The 17,980-nt window shown below is 71.2% G+C and carries 12 protein-coding genes; 5 read left to right on the forward strand and 7 right to left on the reverse strand.

Annotated features, from left to right (window positions below; genetic code table 11):
* Positions 1-17 precede the first annotated feature (17 nt).
* On the forward strand, positions 18-431 hold the full coding sequence (locus ACIOHP_RS21135; protein ID WP_401889575.1) for a PaaI family thioesterase: 414 nt from the start codon (positions 18-20) through the stop codon (positions 429-431).
* Here ACIOHP_RS21135 and ACIOHP_RS21140 read toward each other — a convergent pair whose 3' ends face one another.
* A complete protein-coding gene (locus tag ACIOHP_RS21140; protein ID WP_401889577.1) occupies positions 432-1,688 on the reverse strand; it encodes an arginine deiminase in 1,257 nt (418 codons plus the stop codon).
* A 29-nt stretch (positions 1,689-1,717) separates the two neighbouring features.
* Complete coding sequence (locus tag ACIOHP_RS21145; RefSeq protein WP_401889580.1) at positions 1,718-3,136, reverse strand: basic amino acid/polyamine antiporter; 1,419 nt, start codon at positions 3,134-3,136, stop codon at positions 1,718-1,720.
* Between the two features lie 171 nt (positions 3,137-3,307).
* On the opposite strand from ACIOHP_RS21145, the gene ACIOHP_RS21150 reads away from it, so the two are divergent.
* Complete coding sequence (locus tag ACIOHP_RS21150; protein ID WP_361544288.1) at positions 3,308-4,405, forward strand: chemotaxis protein; 1,098 nt, start codon at positions 3,308-3,310, stop codon at positions 4,403-4,405.
* A gap of 13 nt (positions 4,406-4,418) precedes the next feature.
* Here the strand turns inward: ACIOHP_RS21150 and ACIOHP_RS21155 are convergent, their stop codons facing one another.
* The gene (locus ACIOHP_RS21155; RefSeq protein ID WP_361544285.1) at positions 4,419-4,832 is read right to left on the reverse strand and encodes an SsgA family sporulation/cell division regulator; all 414 of its coding nucleotides are present in this window, start codon (positions 4,830-4,832) and stop codon (positions 4,419-4,421) included.
* Positions 4,833-5,311: 479 nt separating this feature from the next.
* Here ACIOHP_RS21155 and ACIOHP_RS21160 point away from each other — a divergent pair, with 479 nt between their 5' ends.
* On the forward strand, positions 5,312-6,739 hold the full coding sequence (locus ACIOHP_RS21160; RefSeq protein WP_401889582.1) for a PP2C family protein-serine/threonine phosphatase: 1,428 nt from the start codon (positions 5,312-5,314) through the stop codon (positions 6,737-6,739).
* Positions 6,740-6,787: 48 nt separating this feature from the next.
* Here ACIOHP_RS21160 and ACIOHP_RS21165 read toward each other — a convergent pair whose 3' ends face one another.
* Positions 6,788-8,278: a hypothetical protein gene (locus ACIOHP_RS21165; RefSeq protein ID WP_361544279.1), complete on the reverse strand. Its 1,491-nt coding sequence runs from the start codon at positions 8,276-8,278 to the stop codon at positions 6,788-6,790.
* 252 nt (positions 8,279-8,530) lie between these two features.
* Between ACIOHP_RS21165 and ACIOHP_RS21170 the strand changes: the two genes are divergently transcribed.
* Together ACIOHP_RS21170 and ACIOHP_RS21175 are read left to right on the forward strand one after the other, a co-directional pair.
* A complete protein-coding gene (locus ACIOHP_RS21170) occupies positions 8,531-9,670 on the forward strand; it encodes an aminoglycoside phosphotransferase family protein (protein ID WP_401889584.1) in 1,140 nt (379 codons plus the stop codon).
* A 273-nt stretch (positions 9,671-9,943) separates the two neighbouring features.
* Positions 9,944-11,899: an N-acetylmuramoyl-L-alanine amidase gene (locus tag ACIOHP_RS21175; protein WP_401889587.1), complete on the forward strand. Its 1,956-nt coding sequence runs from the start codon at positions 9,944-9,946 to the stop codon at positions 11,897-11,899.
* Positions 11,900-11,997: 98 nt separating this feature from the next.
* Here the strand turns inward: ACIOHP_RS21175 and ACIOHP_RS21180 are convergent, their stop codons facing one another.
* From ACIOHP_RS21180 to ACIOHP_RS21190, 3 genes are all read right to left on the reverse strand, one after another.
* Positions 11,998-14,226 carry a glycosyl hydrolase family 95 catalytic domain-containing protein gene (locus ACIOHP_RS21180; RefSeq protein WP_401890053.1) on the reverse strand — a complete coding sequence of 743 codons (2,229 nt, stop codon included), beginning with the start codon at positions 14,224-14,226 and terminating at the stop codon, positions 11,998-12,000.
* Between the two features lie 207 nt (positions 14,227-14,433).
* Positions 14,434-14,931: a hypothetical protein gene (locus ACIOHP_RS21185; RefSeq protein ID WP_327715231.1), complete on the reverse strand. Its 498-nt coding sequence runs from the start codon at positions 14,929-14,931 to the stop codon at positions 14,434-14,436.
* A gap of 152 nt (positions 14,932-15,083) precedes the next feature.
* Complete coding sequence (locus ACIOHP_RS21190) at positions 15,084-17,966, reverse strand: AAA family ATPase (protein ID WP_401889590.1); 2,883 nt, start codon at positions 17,964-17,966, stop codon at positions 15,084-15,086.
* Positions 17,967-17,980: the final 14 nt, after the last annotated feature.

The raw sequence follows: 17,980 nt of genomic DNA on the forward strand, positions 1-17,980 counted from the left end.
GAGAGGTGGGCCTGGCCATGGATCTGGACCTCGCACAGAAGGTGCTCGCGGAGCAGCCCTTCAGCAGGCTCCTGGGCGCCCGCGTGACAGACTTCGGGGACGGCGAGGCGACTCTCGAACTGGACATCCGGCAGGACCTGCTCCAGCAGTACGGCTTCGTCCACGGCGGAGTTGTCTCCTACGCGGCCGACAACACGCTGACGCTCGCCGCGGCGACCGTGGTGGGGCCGGGCCTGATCACCTCCGGCTTCACCATCGACTACCTGCGCCCGGCGACGGGCGCGATCCTGCGCGCGCACGCCCAGGTGGTGCGGGCCGGCCGCACCCGCGTCGTGAGCCGCTGCGACGTGAGCACGGTCGACGCCGACGGCAAGCAGACGCTGTGCGCGGTGGCCCAGGGGAACATCGCGGTGATCGACGCGAAGAGCTAGTCAGAACGCCACCGGGTCCCGCACGATCGGGCACGTCATGCAGTGCCCACCACCGCGCCCGCGCCCCAACTCGGCGCCGACGATGGTGATGACCTCGACGCCCGCCTTGCGCAGCAGCGTGTTGGTCTGCGTGTTGCGGTCGTAGGTGAACACCACGCCGGGCTCGAGCGCGACCGCGTTGTTGCCGCTGTCCCACTGCTGGCGCTCGGAGGCGTAGACGTCCCCGCCGGTCTCCACGACCCGCAGGCCGGGCAGGCCGAGCGCCTTGGCCACGACGTCCACGAAGGGCGTCGAGCCCTCGTCGACGAGTTCGACACCCGGCGCCTTGTCGCCGGGCCGCAGGGAGAACGTGTGGACGCCGTCCATGATGGCCGGGTAGAGGGTGACCAGGTCGCGGTCGGCGAACGTGAAGACCGTGTCGAGGTGCATGGCGGAGCGCAGCTTCGGCATGCCGGCGACGATCACGTGCTCGGCGGCGCCGTTCCGGAACAGCGCCGCGGCCACCTGGGTGATGGCCTGGCGTGAGGTGCGCTCACTCATGCCCATCAGGACGACGCCGTTGCCGACGGGCATGATGTCGCCGCCCTCGAACGTCGCCTGCCCCCAGTCGAGTTCGGGGTCGCCCCACCAGACGGTGGAGCCCGCGAAGTCGGGATGGAAGCTGTAGACCGCCTTCATCAGCAGCGTCTCGTCGTGCCGGGCCGGCCAGTACAGCGGGTTGAGCGTGAGGCCGCCGTAGAGCCAGCACGTGGTGTCCCTGGTGTAGAGGGTGTTGGGGAGCGGGGGCATGAGGTACTCGCGTACGCCGGTCGACTCCCGGGCGAGTTCGAGGTAGGGGGTGCGGAAGTCGTCGGGCAGGTCGGTCGTCGCGAGACCGCCGATCAGGTACTTGGCCAGGCGCTCCGGTTCGAGGGACTCGAGGAAGGCGCGCGTGGTGTCGACGAGGCCGAGGCCGACCTCGTTGGCGACGATCTTCCGCTCCAGGAGCCAGTCGCGGGCGCCGGGCACCGCCATGGTCTGGGCGAGCAGGTCGTGCAGCTCGACCACGTCGACGTCGCGTTCGCGCAGCTTGTTGACGAAGTCGGCGTGGTCGCGCTGGGCGTTCTCCACCCACATGACGTCATCGAAGAGCAGGTCGTCGGAGTTGGTGGGGGTGAGTCTGCGGTGGGCGAGCCCGGGGGCGCAGACCAGCACCTTGCGCAGTCTGCCGACCTCGGAGTGGACGCCGTGGGCGGGACGGGTGTCTTGACTGGTCACGGTGGGCACCTTTCCGGACGACTGGGAGGTCAGAGGCTGATCCAGCCCAGGGCCAGCGCGACGATCCCGAGGACCGCGCCGACGACCGAGACGGCGAGGATGACGTACTCGCGCGGCGAGAACAGCTGTCTGCCCTGCTCCCTGCGTGCCATCACGAACAGCACGGTGGCGGGGGCGTAGATGATGAAGGAGACGAGGACGAACTTCAGCCCGGCCGCGTAGATGAGGAACGCGGTGTAGATCGTGGCGAGCGCGGCGATCATCAACTGCCCCCGCTGCCCGCCCCAGCCGATCTTCACCGCGAAGGCGGCCGCCAGCAGGAACGGGATCAGCGTCAGCGCGCTGGTCAGATCGAGGGCGAAGTTGAACGCGTCGTCCGAGAACAGCGTGATGACGAGGAAGATCTGACTGAGGAGCGTGGACATCACGAGGGCGGGCACCGGCACGTCGGCCGGGGTCGCGCGCTTCAGGAACCGCGGCATGTCGTCGTCCTTGGCGGCCACGTACAGCACCTCGGCGGCCATCAGCGTCCAGGCGAGATAGGCGCCGAGGACGGAGACGATCAGGCCGACGCTGACGAAGACCTGGCCCCAGTTGCCGACGGCATGCTCCAGCACCCCCGCCATGGAGGGCTGACGCAGTTCGGCGATCTCCTCCATCGGCATCAGGCCGTACGACACGATCGTCACCGACGCGAAGACCGCGAAGACGCTGAGGAAACCGAGGATCGTGGCCCGGCCGACGTCCGCACGGCGTTTGGCGTGCCGGGAGTAGACGCTGGCGCCCTCGACGCCGAGGAACACGAAGACGGTGGCCAGCATCGTGCCCTTGACCTGGCTGAACAGGGAACCCGCGTAGTCGGCGCCGCCGAAGTTGTCGGCGAAGACGCTCGGCTCGAGATAGAAGAGCGCGAGGATGACGAAGACGATGATCGGCACGACCTTGGCGACCGTGACGATCCGGTTGATCGCCGCCGCCTCCTTCACGCCCCGGCTGATGAGCGCGAAGAACAGCCACAGCCCCACGGAGGAGAGCACCACCGCGAGCACGGTGTCACCGTCGCCGAGCGCGGGTGCGATCGCGCCGACCGTCGACATGATCAGCACCCAGTACGTCACGTTGCCGACGCAGGCGCTCGCCCAGTAGCCGAACGCCGAGAAGAAGCCGAGGTATTCGCCGAAACCCGCCTTGGCGTAGGCGTACACGCCCGCGTCGAGATCGGGTCTGCGCACCGCGAGCGTCTGGAAGACGAAGGCCAGCATCAGCATCCCGGTACCGGCCACGGCCCACGCGATCAGGGCACCGGCGACGCCGGTCTCCTGCGCGAACCTGCGGGGCAGGGAGAAGACGCCGGCACCGACCATCGAGCCGACCACCATGGTGGTGAGCGTCGGCAGGGAGAGCTTCGCGGCGGGGGGAGCCTGGGTCTGCGCGTCGGCCTGGGTCATGTGCGTCCTACGACGGTGGGGGCACCACCATCGTGCGCGGCACAGGGCCGTCCCTCGGTGATGCGGAGAACGTCATCCGGCGACCCGAGCGACGCTAGCAGCGAATTACCCTGAATGCCCGACTTGGTTGCCCCTGATGCCCTATCCGGCAATCAGTCCTATCGTGCTGATATGGAGCACGCACTCAGTCCCACGACCCTCACAGAGCTGCGGCGCCCGCGCCCCTATCCGGCCGTGTCCGTGCTGACGCCGACACATCGCCGGGAGCCCGAGAACACCCAGGACCCGGTCCGGCTGCGCAATGTCGTGGCCGCGGCCAAGAAGCAGTTGGAGGCCGATCCCGCGGTCAGCCGGGAGCGGCGCGCCGATGTCGAACGACAACTGGACCAGGCCCTCTCCGAGGTGGACCTGGCCCATGCCGAGGACGGCCTGGTGATCTTCGCCGCTCCGGGTGAGCACCAGGTGTGGTCGCTGGCCCGCGCCGTACCCGAACGCGTGGTCCTCTCGGACACCTTCCTGACCCGCAATCTCGTCTCCGCGCAGGCCTCCGAGCGGCCGTTCTGGGTGCTCTCGGTCTCCGCCGACCAGGTCACGCTGTGGAACGGCGGCACGGACCGGGTCACCGAGCACCGCGCCGGCGGCTTCCCGCTGACCAGGAGCCGGGAGAACTTCGACGCCGAGCGCCAGGAGCGGATCGGCGACCTGCCGAGCACCTTCCGCGACGAGGACACCCGCCACTTCCTGCGGGATGCCGACACCGCGATGGGCAGACTCCTGCGAGAGGATCCCCGGCCGCTCTACATCACGGGCGAGACCGCGGCGCTGTCCGCGCTGGACGAGGTCGGAAGCGCCACCAAGGACGCCGTCCATGTCCCGCACGGCGGCCTCGCGCACGGCACCCCGGACGCGGTGTGGCAGACCGTACGGCCTCTGCAGGAGGCCGAGGCCCGCAAGAACACCGCCGCCGTGGCCCGCGAGCTGGAGACGGCACGCGGTCGCCGGGCGTTCGCGGCCGGCGTCGACGAGGTGTGGCAGAGCGCCAGGGAAGGCCGCGTCCGCTTGCTGGCCGTCGAGGAGAACTACCGGGTGACCGTCCGCGACGAGGGCGGCGACCACCTGGTCCCCGCCATGAGCGGCGATCTCGACGCCCGCGAGGACATCGTGGACGAGATCGTCGAGCAGTGTCTGGAGACCGGCGCCGAGGTCCGCTTCGTCCCGGACGGCACGCTGGGCGACGCGAGCGGGATCGCGGGAGTTCTGCGGTACTGACACCGGAGCGCCCTCAGACACTTCCGAAGAGGGCGCTCAGACCGCGGTCCACCTCCGCACTCAGATCCTCCTCACCGGCCGCGACCACCGCGTACGTCCGCAGCAGGAAGCGGCGCAGCGCCGAGGTGTCGAACTGCAGCAGGGCCAGCCCGTACGGGGAGTGGAGCTCCACCACCGTACGGGCGCGTCCGCATGGCCACAGGTGCACGTCCCCGGCGCCCGCCGGGCCGCGCAGCCCCGCCTCCAGGAGGGAGCGGGCGAAGGTCCAGCTGACCACCTCACCGTCGAGCGCGACCTCGGGCGGGAAGTCGAGGTGCACCGCGAGCGGGTCCGCGGAGGTGTAGCGGAGCGTCGTGGGGACGGGCAGTTCCTGCTCGTCGCCGGTGATCAGGCGGCCGTGGGCGGACTGCTCGAGGTCGATGTCCATGGTCGGTCTCCACTACGGGTCGGAGGTCGGCCGTATTGCCGATGTCTGTACGACCTCGCAGATGCCGTTTGCATTACGCCGAAGCCCGCATCAATTAGTGTGACCTACATCACGCATCAAGCGGTCCGAGCGGTTCCGCGCCCTCCGAACCCGTCAGCGCGGCCCCCGTGTGCGAGCCCCGGCACGGCCCGATCCCCGCCTGCCGCACCCCATAGAACAGGGAGCCGTCGAACACATAAATGAATGCCGACCCCGAGGCTCTCCCGATCCGTCAACTCACGTACTCTGACTACGACTTGCCCCATCCGGCGACGTACGCCAATCGCACGGGGAAACCCCTCCGTGAAGACTGTGGCATATGCCAGAAGCACCACCGTATCGTGTGTTGCCGAATCCCTTACAGGGCGTCGCGGGCTGTGCCACAGTCGTAACGGTCCCTCCCTCAACCTTGGCCGTATCTCCCCGCATCGGAGCGCGTCATGCCGTCCCATCTCTCTGCGGACCGCCCAGCCGCCCAGCCGCCAGGCGGCGGCTCGGTCGACGCGCTCATATCGCAGACGCGACGGCTCAAGGGCGACGTGCACGCCGTACGACGGGACGCCCAGGACGACGGATCGGACCCGCAGGGACGCTGGCAGCGCGCGCTGTACGACCTGGCGCTGCACCAACTCAACGACCTCGACGAGCACTTGGCCCAGCTGCGGGAGGGCCCACCCGCGCCCGCGGTGGTCGAGCCGGCCCCCGCCACCGGGACCGCGCCGACCGCCCCCCGGCGCGACTCCCTGCTCAGCAGGGTGGGCAGCGCGGAGTGGAACCTGCTGACGGACGAGGCCAGTTGGTCCGGCGAGCTCTACCAGATCCTGGGCCGCGACCCGGCCGCTCCCCCGCTCACCCTCGACGAACTGCCGTCCCTGGTGCTCGACGAGGACCGGCCGAAGCTGACGTCGATGGTCACGGACTGCCTCGTCGACGCCAAGCCCATCGACGGGGAGTTCCGCGTCGCGCGCCCGGACGGTGCCGTGCGCACCGTGCACATGATGGGCGAGCCCGTGCTCGACGCCGACGGCAGCACCACGTCCATGTGGGCCGTGCTGCGGGACGTCAGCGAACTGCGCCGCAGCCAACGGGTGGTGAGCGAGACCCGTGACTCGCTGCAGCACCACCAGCACCGCGCGCAGACCGAGCACCGGCTCGCGGTAGAGCTGCAGGAGGCTGTGCTGCCGCCGTGGCGCGGCTCCCTGCGGCTCCCGCAACGCAGCCCCGAGACCCTCGATCTGGCGGCGCGCTATCTGCCGTCCTCGACGAGCGCGATGATCGGCGGCGACTGGTACGACGCCCTCGAACTCGCCGACGGCGACATGCTGCTCAGCGTCGGCGACCTCACCGGCCACGGCGTCGCCGTGACCTCGGGCATGGCGACCCTGCTGGGTGCCGTGCGCGGCATGGCCATGGCGGGCACCCAGCCGGGACAACTGCTGTCCTGGCTCAACCAGTTACTCGACGCCACCGTGCAGCCCGCGCTCGGCAGCGCGATCTGCTGCCGCTACCGGCCCGAGACCCGCACACTTGCCTGGGCGCAGGCCGGACACCCCGCCCCGCTGCTGTTCCGCGACGGGACGGGGCGCAGGCTGAGCGCACCGGACGGTGTCCTGCTCGGCGCGACCGCGGGCGCCTCCTACGAGCAGGCCGAAGAGCCCCTCGAAGCCGGCGACCTGCTTGTGCTGCACACCGACGGGCTGATGCCCGGGCACGACAGCATGGCGGCCGTGAACCTTCTCCTCGACCTGGCCCCGCGCTTCGACGAGGCGCGCACCGCACAGGACTGTGTACGGATGGTCGTGGAGGAGTGCGGCGGGACCGAGCGCGAGGACGACGCCTGCGTGCTCATCGCCAAGGTGACCGGCTGAGAATCGACGGCCCAGCCCGAGAATTCGGGGTTCCAGCGCACAAACCCCCTATGCCCGTGCGCTTTTGCCGCCCTTGGCCGTCCTCGGCAGGGCCAGCTTGATCTCCTCCCTCAGCTCGTAGATCTTCGGGTAGCTGGAGTACTCGGCGGTGAGCCGGTACATCTGGCGCAGCCGGTCCCAGGTGCGGTGCGAGGAGTTGGACCCCATCGACACCAGGGCCAGCCGGGCGTACCGGTCCGCCTGTTCCGGGTCGTCCGCGATGAAGCAGGCCGAGGCCATCGACAGGAAGTCGAAGATCTTCGACCGCTGCCGTCCGTCGACCCGCAGGGCCAGGGCCTTCTCCGCATAGTGCTGGGCGTGTACGGCCGCGGTCGGCTCGTGCTCCGCCAGCGTGCGGTAGGCCAGGGCCTGCATACCGTACAGATCCTCCTCCTTGAAGGTCTGCATCCAGCTCGGCGGTGGCACGTCGCCCTGGTCCGAGACGAAGAGGTCCTCCGCCTGTCCGAGGGTGCGGCGCATCGCCTGCCCCTTGCCCATGGACGCCTGTGCCCAGGCCTCGATGGTGTAGAGCATCGCCCTGGTGCGCGGCAGCACCTGTTCTCCGGAGCCGGACTGGGCGAGCTTCATCAGGTCGAGTGCGTCGTCGGGCCGGCCCAGGTGCACCATCTGGCGAGCCGCTCGGGAGAGCGCCTCCCCGGCGCGGGGCCGGTCGCCGCCCTCACGGGCCGCATGGGCGGCGATGACGAAGTACTTCTGGGCCGTGGGCTCCAGGCCGACGTCGTGCGACATCCAGCCCGCGAGGACGGCGAGATTGGCGGCGACGCCCCACAGGCGCCGCTGCAGATGGTCGGGGTGTCGGTAGGCGAGCATGCCGCCCACCTCGTTGAGCTGGCCTACGACGGCCTTGCGTTGCAACCCGCCGCCGCGAGCCGCGTCCCACGCCCGGAACACCTCGACGGAACGCTCCAGTTCCTCGATCTCCTGAGATCCGATGGGGGCGGCCTCGTAGCGGTCGAACCCAGCGGGGTCGGCGTGCAGGGGATCGTCGATTCGGGGAGCGTCGGCCGTCAGGGCCGGATCGGAGTGCAGCCAGTCGTGCATGGCGCTGCTGAGTGCGGAGCCTGCGGTGAGCGCGACGCCCGCACCCACCAAGCCGCGTCGGTTGAGCATGAGGTCCATTCCCGTGAATTCGGTGAGGACCGCCGCGGTCCGCTCGGGCGCCCACGGCACACCGTCGGGATGTTCCACACTCCCGGCGTCCTGCCGTTTCCCCGTACGCCCGTGCCGGACCAGACCGAGGTCCTCGATGGTCACGACACGGCCGAGACGCTCGGTGAACAGGGCAGCCAACACGCGGGGCACCGGATCGCGCGGGATCTCTCCCGTGTCGATCCAACGCCGCACCCGTGAGGTGTCGGTCGACAGCTGGGGGTGGCCCATGGCCGCCGCCTGCCGGTTGACCAGCCTCGCGAGTTCACCCTTGGACCAGCCGGCCAGGCCGAACAGGTCCGAAAGTCGGGTGTTGGGTTGTCCGCTCACGTCAAGCCCCCAGGTTCTCGGCTGAGTTGACAGTAGCCCGGTGGGAGATGCCGAGCGACTATTCGCCAGGGTTCGCCAGGGTGCGCCAGATGGTGTGCCACTGGGCCATGGGTGTCAGGTAGGAACGCGCCACCCCGACCCGGCCGCTGCCATATGACGGGAGCACTCCCCAGGGTGCACCTCGGGCGGTCGGGCCGGGTAGCGCATTGCGCAGACATGCACTGCAGGCACACGAAGGGATCTGTTTCGCCCATGTACGCAGCATCGTCCTCCGTGTCCGCCCCGCCCCGGCCGCTGCACCCCCGCCCGGCGGGCAGCGGCCCCTACCTCGACCCCGCTCGCCCGGCGGCCCCCGTGCTCGGTGCCGGCAGGACGCGGCGCGCTCCGGGGATCGGCACCCAACCGCTCAGCGGGAGACTCGACTTGTCCGGCCCTCAGGGCGCGCAGCTGCGTACGGCGATCGCGTCGGTGCACCGGATCTGTCCGGAGTTCGCTCCGGTCCAGGTGCTGCGCCGCAGCGGTCGTTCCGTCCTCCTGGTGGGGACGACCGGGCGCAGCACGGCCGTCGCCAAGTGTTTACTGGACCACTCCCCCGCGTGGGCCGAGCGGATCCGCCACGAGATAGCGGCATACCGCTCGTTCGTCCGGCACCGCCCGCCCGTGCGGGTACCCCGGTTGATCGCGGCGGACCCGGACAACTGCACTCTGGTGATCGAGCGGATGCCGGGACGCGTGGCGGCGCTGCACCGGCACCCGGCGGAGGCGCCGCCGCGGGCGGACATCCGGGCGGCGCTCGGCGCGATCTGCCGGCTGAACGCCTGGCGGCCTCCGGCGGGCACCTTCGACGCTCCGCTGGACTACGCGGCCCGTATCTCCCGCTACCACGAGCTGGGGCTGCTCACCGACCGGGACATGGGCGACCTGCAGAAGCTGCTGCACGGCATCGCGACGACGGCGGGCCGGCAGGGCATGGGACAGTTCTGCCACGGCGACGCACTGCTCTCGAACATCCTTCTGTCACCGGCCGGTCCAGTGCTGGTGGACTGGGAGCACGCGGGCTGGTATCTGCCGGGGTACGACCTGGCGACGCTGTGGTCGGTGCTCGGAGACGCGCCGGTGGCCCGTCGTCAGATCAGCCAGATCGCGCAGTCGGCGGGCCCGGCCTCGCGCGACGCGTTCCTGGTGAACCTGATGCTCGTACTGACCCGTGAGATCCGTACCTATGAAACGGCCGTGCAGCGTTCGATGCACGACACGACCCCGGCGGCACCGGGAGTGGCCCACCCTGGTGCTGCGCCGTCCGGCGAGGAGCAGCGCCTACTGCTGAGGCGGCTGCACGACGACTGCCAGCTGGCCCGACGGGCCGTACGCGCGGCGGTCGGCACTCGCTGACGGGGACGAAGGTCCGCGGCGCGCCCGAGACAGCGGCGCACCGCGGACCTTCGTATGTCCGCCCTCGCACGGCCCCTCGCAAAAGGCCCAATGGTGTAAGCCACTGACGCCCCGCAGGCCCGAACGGTGCCGCCACGAAACTCCCGGGACACCCGCTTGACAAGGGAATTCTTCTTCCCCTGGGCATGATTGACGGATCGTCGGCCAGCCGGTACCACTGACGCACACCGGCCCCGCACGGCTCATCGCGACCGACCGTCCCAGGAGGCTGCAATGCGAGGATCCGACCCGACCAGCGTCTCCGGGCACAGACATACGCGAGCCGCCGTCGGCGCGGTCGCCACCGCGGCGCTGCTGCTGCCCCTGCTCGGCGCGACCCCCTCCGGCGCTCGGACCTCGGCGAACAGCCTCCAGCTGGCGTTCGCCTCGGCGGCCGCCAGATACGAGGTCCCGCAGAGCGTCCTCCTCGGCGTCTCCTATCTGCAGTCCCGCTGGGACACGCACGCCGGGGCGCCGAGCGTGACCGGCGGCTACGGCCCGATGCACCTGACCGACGCCCGGACCGCGCTCGCCGAGGCGCCGCACCACAGCGAGGGCACGGAGGACGCGCGCGGCGACAGCGCCCGGGCGGCCCTGCTGCCCGAGACGCAGGTGCCGGCGCCGACGGAGTTCCCGGCCCGGCTCACGACGTTGCCGAAGGCGGCGGAACTGACCGGACTGAGCACCGAGGAACTGCGGACCGATCCCGCGGCGAACATCGCCGGCGGCGCCGCACTCCTGGCCGACGCGCAGAAGAGCCTCGGCGAACCGCTCAGCGATGACCCCGCGGACTGGTACGCGGCGGTGTCCCGCTTCTCGGGCGCCGACGACACCGCGACGGCGGCGGCCTACGCCGATGACGTGTACGACGTGATCCGCACCGGCGAGGAACGCGCCACGGACGCCGGCCAGCTGGTCGCCCTGGCGGCCCGGCCGGACGTCGCCCCCGACACCTCCACGATGAAGCGGGCCGGTCTCCGGACGCTCGACAGCGGGGCGACGGAGTGCCCGAAGTCGGTGTCCTGCGAGTGGATCCCGGCGCCGTACGAGGAGTTTGGCGACAACGACTACGGCAACCACGACCTGGGCGACCGGCCGGAGTCACAGAGCATCAAGTACATCGTCGTCCACGACACCGAAGGCGCCTGGGAAGGCGTCCTCAACCTCGTCCAGGACCCCACCTACGTCTCCTGGCAGTACACGCTGCGCTCCACCGACGGGCATATCGCCCAGCATGTGAAGGCCAAGGACGTGGCCTGGCACGCGGGCAACTGGTACGTCAACGCCAAGTCGATCGGTCTGGAGCACGAGGGTTTCCTGGCCAATCCGGACGCCTGGTACACGGAGGCGATGTACCGCTCCTCGGCGCGGCTGGTGAAGTACCTCGCCAAGAAGTACGACATCCCGCTGGACCGGCAGCACATCCTCGGCCACGACAATGTGCCGGGCCCGACCACGGCCACCGTCGGCGGCATGCACACCGACCCCGGGCCGTACTGGGACTGGCGGCACTACTTCGAGCTGCTCGGCCGCCCCTTCAAGGCGGCCGGCGGCAAGCAGGCCGCGCTGGTGACGATCCGGCCCGACTACGCGACCAACCAGCCGGGGTACACGGGCTGCGTCACCAAGGGCGAGCCGTGCGCGGCGCACGGCTCCAGCGAGGTGCGCCTGTACTCCGGTCCGGGCACGACCTACCCCCTGATCAAGGACATCGGCCTGGGCACGGTGCCGGGCACCGGGGTGAACGACATCTCCTCGCGGGTCTCCACCGGTCAGCAGTACGCGGTCGCCGGGCGCGACGGCGACTGGACGGCGATCTGGTACCTGGGTCAGAAGGCCTGGTTCCGGAACCCGAGCAAGGACCCGGCCGCGGTGAGCGCGAAGGGCCAGGTGGTGACGCCCAAGGCCGGCGTGGAGAGCGTCCCGGTGTACGGGCGCGCCTACCCCGAGGCCTCCGCGTACCCGACGGGAGTGCCCGCGCAGGCGGTGTCGCCGCTGCCGTACAAGCTGCCCAAGGGCCAGAAGTACGTGGTCGGTGACAAGGTGCCGGGTGAGTACTACTACGCGGTCACGTTCACCACGGACTCGCACAAGGTCGTGGTCGGCAAGGATCTCTACTACGAGATCCAGTTCGGTCACCGGGTGGCGTTCGTGCGGGCGGCCGACGTCGACGTGCAGGTCTCCCGGTAGGGGACGTCAAGCAGTCGGCGGTGCCACTCCTCGGGTGAGAGGCCGTCGCGGACCCGTCGGCGGACGGTGTCGGCGGCGGCCTCCGGAGTCCACGAGGTTCAGGCCTCCCAGGTGTAGTGACGGCCCGCGACCGCCTTGAAGGTCAGCTCCCCGCTGCTGAACAGGTCGCTGCGTACGGTCAGTTCACGTGTCCGGGACGCCGTCAGCGCGATCCGGGTCGCCCGGCCGCCGGCCCACTCGATGTCGACGGTGGCACCGCCGCGGGCACGCAGTCCCCGGACCGAGCCGTCGGGCCAGGCGGCGGGCAGGGCGGGCAGTACCTCGATCGCGTCGTGCTGGCTCTGCAGGAGCATCTCCACGATCCCCGAGGTGGCACCGAAGTTGCCGTCGATCTGGAACGGCGGGTGGGTGTCCCAGAGGTTGGGCAGGGTGGAGAGTCTGAGTTGTTCGCCGAGCATGAGGTGGGCGTGGTCGCCGTCGCGCAGCCGGGCCCAGAAGTTGACCTTCCACGCCTTGGACCAGCCGGTGCCGCCGTCGCCCCGGGCGGTGAGGGAGACCCTGGCCGCCTCGGCCCACCGGCTGTCGGGCTCGATCTGGCGTCCCGGGTGGAGGGCGAACAGGTGGGAGACATGCCGGTGTTCGTCGGTGGGATCGTCCAGGTCGGTCTTCCACTCCTGGAGTTGCCCCCAGGAGCCGATGCGCAGGCCGGGGTCGAGCCGCCCGAGCGTCTCTTCCAGACGGCGGCGGAAGCCGGGTGAGTCACCGAGGATCCGAGCCGCTTCGAGGGTGTTGGTGAACAGGTCGTGGACGATCTGCTGCGACATGGCCGCACCGGCCGTGAAGTCCCCGTGCTCCGGCGAGTAGCTGGGCGTGACGACGAGGGTGCCGTCGCGCGGGTCGGTGCGCAGGTTGTCCAGCCAGAACTCGGCGGCCTCCTTCAGCACCGGGTAGGCGGTGGTGCGGAGGTAGGCCGTGGAGCCGCCGAACCGGTAGTGCTCGTACAGCTGTTGGGTGAGCCAGGCCGCCGCCTCGGGGAACCAGAACGCGGTCGCCCAGTCGTGCACACCGGTGAAGCCGTACGGATTGGTCTCGTTGTGCACGACCCAGCCGCGCGAGCCGAACATCTCCTGGGCGCTGCGGCGTCCCGGAGCGCGCAGCGCCTCGACGAAACGGTCGTAGGGCTCCGTCGTCTCGGCGAGGTTCGCGGCCTCGGCGAGCCAGTAGTTCATCTGGAGGTTGATGTTGACGTGGTAGTCGGCGGACCACGGGGGCGAGGTGCTCTGGTTCCAGACGCCCTGGAGGTTGGCGGGCAGGGAGCCGGGGCGTGAGGAGGCGATGAGGAGGTAGCGGCCGTACTGGAAGAAGAGGGCTTCCAGGGCGCGGTCGGCCGCGGCCGGACCGGCGGTGTAGGCGGACAGCAGCCGGTCCGTGGGGAGGTCCGCGGGCAGTTCCTGGCCGATGTCGAGGGCGACCCGGCGGAACAGGGCGCGGTGGTCGCGCAGATGGCGGCGCAGGAGCGCCTGGTGGTCGGCGCCCGCCCGCTCGACGGTCCGGGTGACGGTGGTGTGCGGGTCCGCGCCCCGGTAGCCCGGGTAGGTGTCGGCGTAGTCGGTGCCCGCGGCCAGGACGAACCAGGCGCTGTCGGCGCCGGTCACGGTGACGGTGCCGTCGGTGCGGGAGCTGAGGGTGCCGCCCTGGCTGTGCACCCGGATCTGCGCGTCGAAGCGCAGACCGTTGTCGGCGAGCGCGCCCCGCACCGTCAGGGTTCCGTCGGCCGCGGTGGTGGTGAAGTCGGCGCGCGGCGAGGTGTACCGAAGGGTGAAGGTGACGCTGCCGGGCCGGTCGGCGCTCAGTCGGCCCACGATCGCGCCGTCGGGGTGGGAGGCGAAGAACTCCCGCCGGTGGCGCACCCCTTGGTGGGTGTATGTGACGGACGCGACGGCCTTGTCGAGGTCGAGCTCGCGGCGGTAGTCGTCCGGGGTGGTGGCCGGTGCGCCGGGGAGGTCGAGGTGGAGGTCGCCGAAGGTCTGGTGGGCGCCGTAGCCGACGCGCCGCTGGCCGAGGCGGGCGGCGACCGCGTCGGGGTCGAGGGTGGTCCGGGCGTCGAGCTCGTCCTGGACGGCGGTGACGGCGCCGGGGCGGGCGTCGCGCCAGTTGCCGTGGTCGTAGCCCTGGGCCGAACCGGGGCCGCCGGTCCACAGGGTCTTCTCGTTGAACTGGAGCCGTTCGGAGGCGAGGGCCCCGAAGATCATGGCGCCGAGTGCGCCGTTGCCGATGGGGAGGGCTTCGCGTTCCCAGTCGGCGGCGGGGGCGGCGTACCAGAGCACCAAGGGCTGCACCGATACATCGGAGGAATCGGCGGCCGCCTCGCTGACACCGGGCCCTAACGCGAGCGCACCGGCACCGCTTGCCGCAGCCTTTAACGTCGTTCTTCGAGTGATCTCATACGACATGACCTTGACGCTAGAGGTCCGATGACTTGGCGACAAGGCTCATGACAAGACGTGCGGAAGGCCGAACAGGGAGGGGCGGGGTCAGCCCTGCTGGAAGAGCTCCGCCGGCAGCGGCTTCAGGAGGGCGTACAGATCGTCGGTGATCGGGCGGTCCCACGCGGCGATGGTCACCAGGACATTGTCGCTGCGGTCGAACTGCACGCAGGAGATCCGGCCCTCGGAGAGCTTCAGGCGCCGCACCACCAGGAGGTTGTCGCCCTGCATCACCGGCACGTCCTCGGCGCCCACGACGGTCACCTCCTCCTCGTTCTCCAGCGCGATCAGCAGCTGGGCCACCTCGAAGGGGACCTCGCCCTCGGCGAGCTCCCGAGCCGGGGAGCCCTCGGGGAGGTTACCGATGATCATCGCGGGGCCGCGGCCGCCGAACAGGTCGTAGCGCAGGAAGACACCCTGACAGGTGCCGTCCGGGGCGGGCAGCAGACCGGCGCCGAGATTGCCGGGCCAGTCGCCCGGGTCCATGGCCAGGACGTCGAAGTCGGGGCCGGCGGGAGTTGCGCTGCGGCGGCGGAGGAACGACATGCGCCAATGGTACGGGGTGCCGTTCGGCGATGGGCACGTGCGGTCCTGGGGTGCTTCGGTCGATGTACGGGTGCGGGTGGGCGGGGGCTGGTCGCGCCCACGCGGCGGAGCCGCACCTCGACACGGCTCCGCGCCCCCTGGTGGGTGGGGCACTACGTCGGCCTGAGAGCCGCCGCCAGTCCGCTGTGGTCGGTGCCCATCTTTCGGTAGACCGCCGAGAGCAGGCGGGTGACCGCCGGCTCGTCGATGCCCAGCTCGTCGGCGATCTCACGCTTGGTGCGCCCCTCGGCCGTCAGGGAGGCTGCCGCGCGTTCGCGAGTCGTCAGCGTGTCCGTGTCCGTGCTGTGCAGGCGGCGCGGGCGCAACCCCGCCGCCGCGAGTTCGTCGCGGGCCGCCTCCACCAGGCCGTCCGCTCCGCACTGCACCGCCGCGTCCAGGCCCCGGTAGAGGTGCTCCGCCGCCTCCGTGGAGCGCCCCGTGCGCCGTAGCTCCGTCCCCAGCGCCACCAGCGCGCATGCCAGCTCGTACGCGGCCGGGGAGCACTCCAGGTGGGCGACCGACTCCTCCAGGTACTTCACCCGGACCGTGCCCGAGGACACCTCGGCGGCCGTGCGCAGCGCCTGGCCTATGGCGGAGGGGGCGCCGAACTGGCGGGCGCGGCTCAGCGCTTCGAGGGCGGTGGTGATCGCGCGTTCGGGGGCGTCGTGGCTCTCGGCGCGGGCGAGGTGGAGCTGCCAGGGGCACCAGGCGGGGTTGCGGATGCCACGGGGGTCGAGACGGCGGCCGGCCGCCGCCAGCTCGGCGGCCGCGTCCTTGGTGAGGCCGCGGGCGAGCAGCAGTTCGCCGTAGACGGTCTGGACGTCGGGGAAGACCACGGCGGCCGGGAAGGGTTCGTTGAAGGAGTAGTCCTCGGCGGTCTGCGCGGCCTCCGTGACGCGCCCGCGGGCCAGCAGCACCTCGATGAGGATGCCGACGGCGTACCAGTGGGCGGGTGTGCCCGGCCCGACGCGTTCGGCCAGCCTCAGTCCCGCGCGCACGAAGTCCTCGGCCTCGGCGAGCCGGCCGCGGCGGAAGCGGAGGTAGGCGAGGAGCGTGTAGCCGAAGGAGAGGTGGGCGCCGCGCCAGCCCTGCCGTTCGAAGTCGGCGATCCCGGCGGCGAAGAGCTCTTCCGTACGGCCGGGACGGTCCGCGTACATGAAAGCCATCGCCACCAGCACGGGCACCTCGAAACCGCGGTCGGGCTCGGCCCAGCCGAGACCGCCGGCGAGAGCGCGTTCGGCGTGGTGGAGGACCACATGGGCGGGTTCGCCGCGCAGCGTCGCGTCCCAGGCGCGCAGGCCGATGATGTACCGCTCGGTGAGGTCGCGGCCCTTGAGGCGGTCGGCGAGTTTGGTGAGACGGCGGGAGCGGGAGGGGTGGTCGGGCTCGTCGGCACGGAAGGCGTCCCACATGAACTGCTCGGCGACCATGCGCAGCTTGACGCGCGCGTCCTCGGTGACGCGGATCTCCCGGGCGAGGGTGTCGGAGGCCTCGGCGAGCCGGTCGCTGTGGGCCAGGACCTGGGACAGCCGGTAGACGATGTGATGCCGCAACTGGCGGTCGGCGATGGGCTCCTCCAGCGCGGCGCGCAGGTGGTTCACCGTGGTGGCCGGTTCGGTGAGCAGGGACGCGCTGCCCAGTTCGTACAGCACGGCTGCCCGGTCCTCGAAGAGCGGGGGTTCGCGCAGGGCCCGGGCGAGGTAGCTGCGGGCGGCGTCGGGGGCTCCGGAGCGGACCGTCTCGTCGGCGGCGGCGCGCAGTTGCTGGACGACCCAGGCGTCGCCGTCGGGGTGGGTCTCCAGGAGGTGGCGGGCGGCGGCCGAGGGACCCTGTCCGTCGTTGATGACGCACCAGGCGGCCTGGCCGTGCAGGGCGACGCGGACCCCCTGGGGGATGGCCCGGTAGACGGCGGTGGCGATGAGCGGGTGGACGAACTCCAGGGTCTCGGCACCGGTGAGGACACGGGCGCCGCGCAGGGCGTCCGCGGCGTCCGCGGCCTCCTCCTGGCCGAGCCCCGCGACGGCGGCGGCCAGCTGGGGGTGGATCTCGGTGCCGAGGACGGCACAGGCCCAGGCGAAGCGGACGGTGGAGGTGCCGAGCCGTTCGAGCCGGGCGATCAGTCCGCTGCCCTTGACCGCGGCGGCGAGGTCGCGCAGCAGGTGGGCACCGGCCTCGGTGGGGGTCAGGCCGCGGTCGCGCACCTTGGCCGTGAGCTCGACGGTCTCGAAGGGGTTGCCCGCGGTGACGGCCCAGCACTCGCGGCAGAACGCGTCGTCGGCGTAGGTGCCGAGTGCTTCGCGGACGAGACCGGCGACGGCGACCGCGCTGAGCGGCTCCAGGTCGATGGGCCGGCCACCGGCCCGGCCGGGCAGTCCCCGGAACGACTCGGCGTGATCGGGGAGTTCGTCGGGCCGGTACCCGACGACGAGCAGCAGCGGGAGTTCCTCGGCGCGCGGTGCGAAAGCGGCCAGCCAGCGCAGTGATTCAGGATCCGCCCAGTGGGCGTCGTCGAGGACCAGGACCATCGGGGCGCGCTGCACGGCGAGATGGGTGAGCACCCAGTCCAGCCCGTCCCGCAGGCCCTGCTGATCGGGCGGGGCGCCGTCGGTGGGCGCGCACAGCCCGAGGGCCGGGCCGACGATGTCGTACCAACTGCCCAGCCGGGCACGGAGATCGGTCTGCGCCGCTCCGGCGAACTGGGGCTGCAGAAGTTGCCGGGCCACATGGAAGGCGACGCGCTGCTCCTGGTCCCCGCCGCGCGCGGAGAGCACGGTGCAGCCCCGCGCGGCGGCACGCCGACGGACCTCGGCCAGCAGGGTCGTCTTGCCGATCCCCGCCCTTCCGGCGAAGGCGAGCAGCGCGCCGCGAGGGCGGCCGACCGACTCCGACCCGTCCGCACGCAAACCGGTGAGCTCGCCCAACGCCTCGTCCACGGCGGCGAGTTCACTCTCGCGCTCGAAAAGCGTCCTGCTGCTCCTGGTGCTGCGCCGACCCATGGTGCACCCCCTGC

Source organism: Streptomyces sp. NPDC087859, assembly GCF_044742595.1.
GTDB lineage: Bacteria > Actinomycetota > Actinomycetes > Streptomycetales > Streptomycetaceae > Streptomyces > Streptomyces canus_F.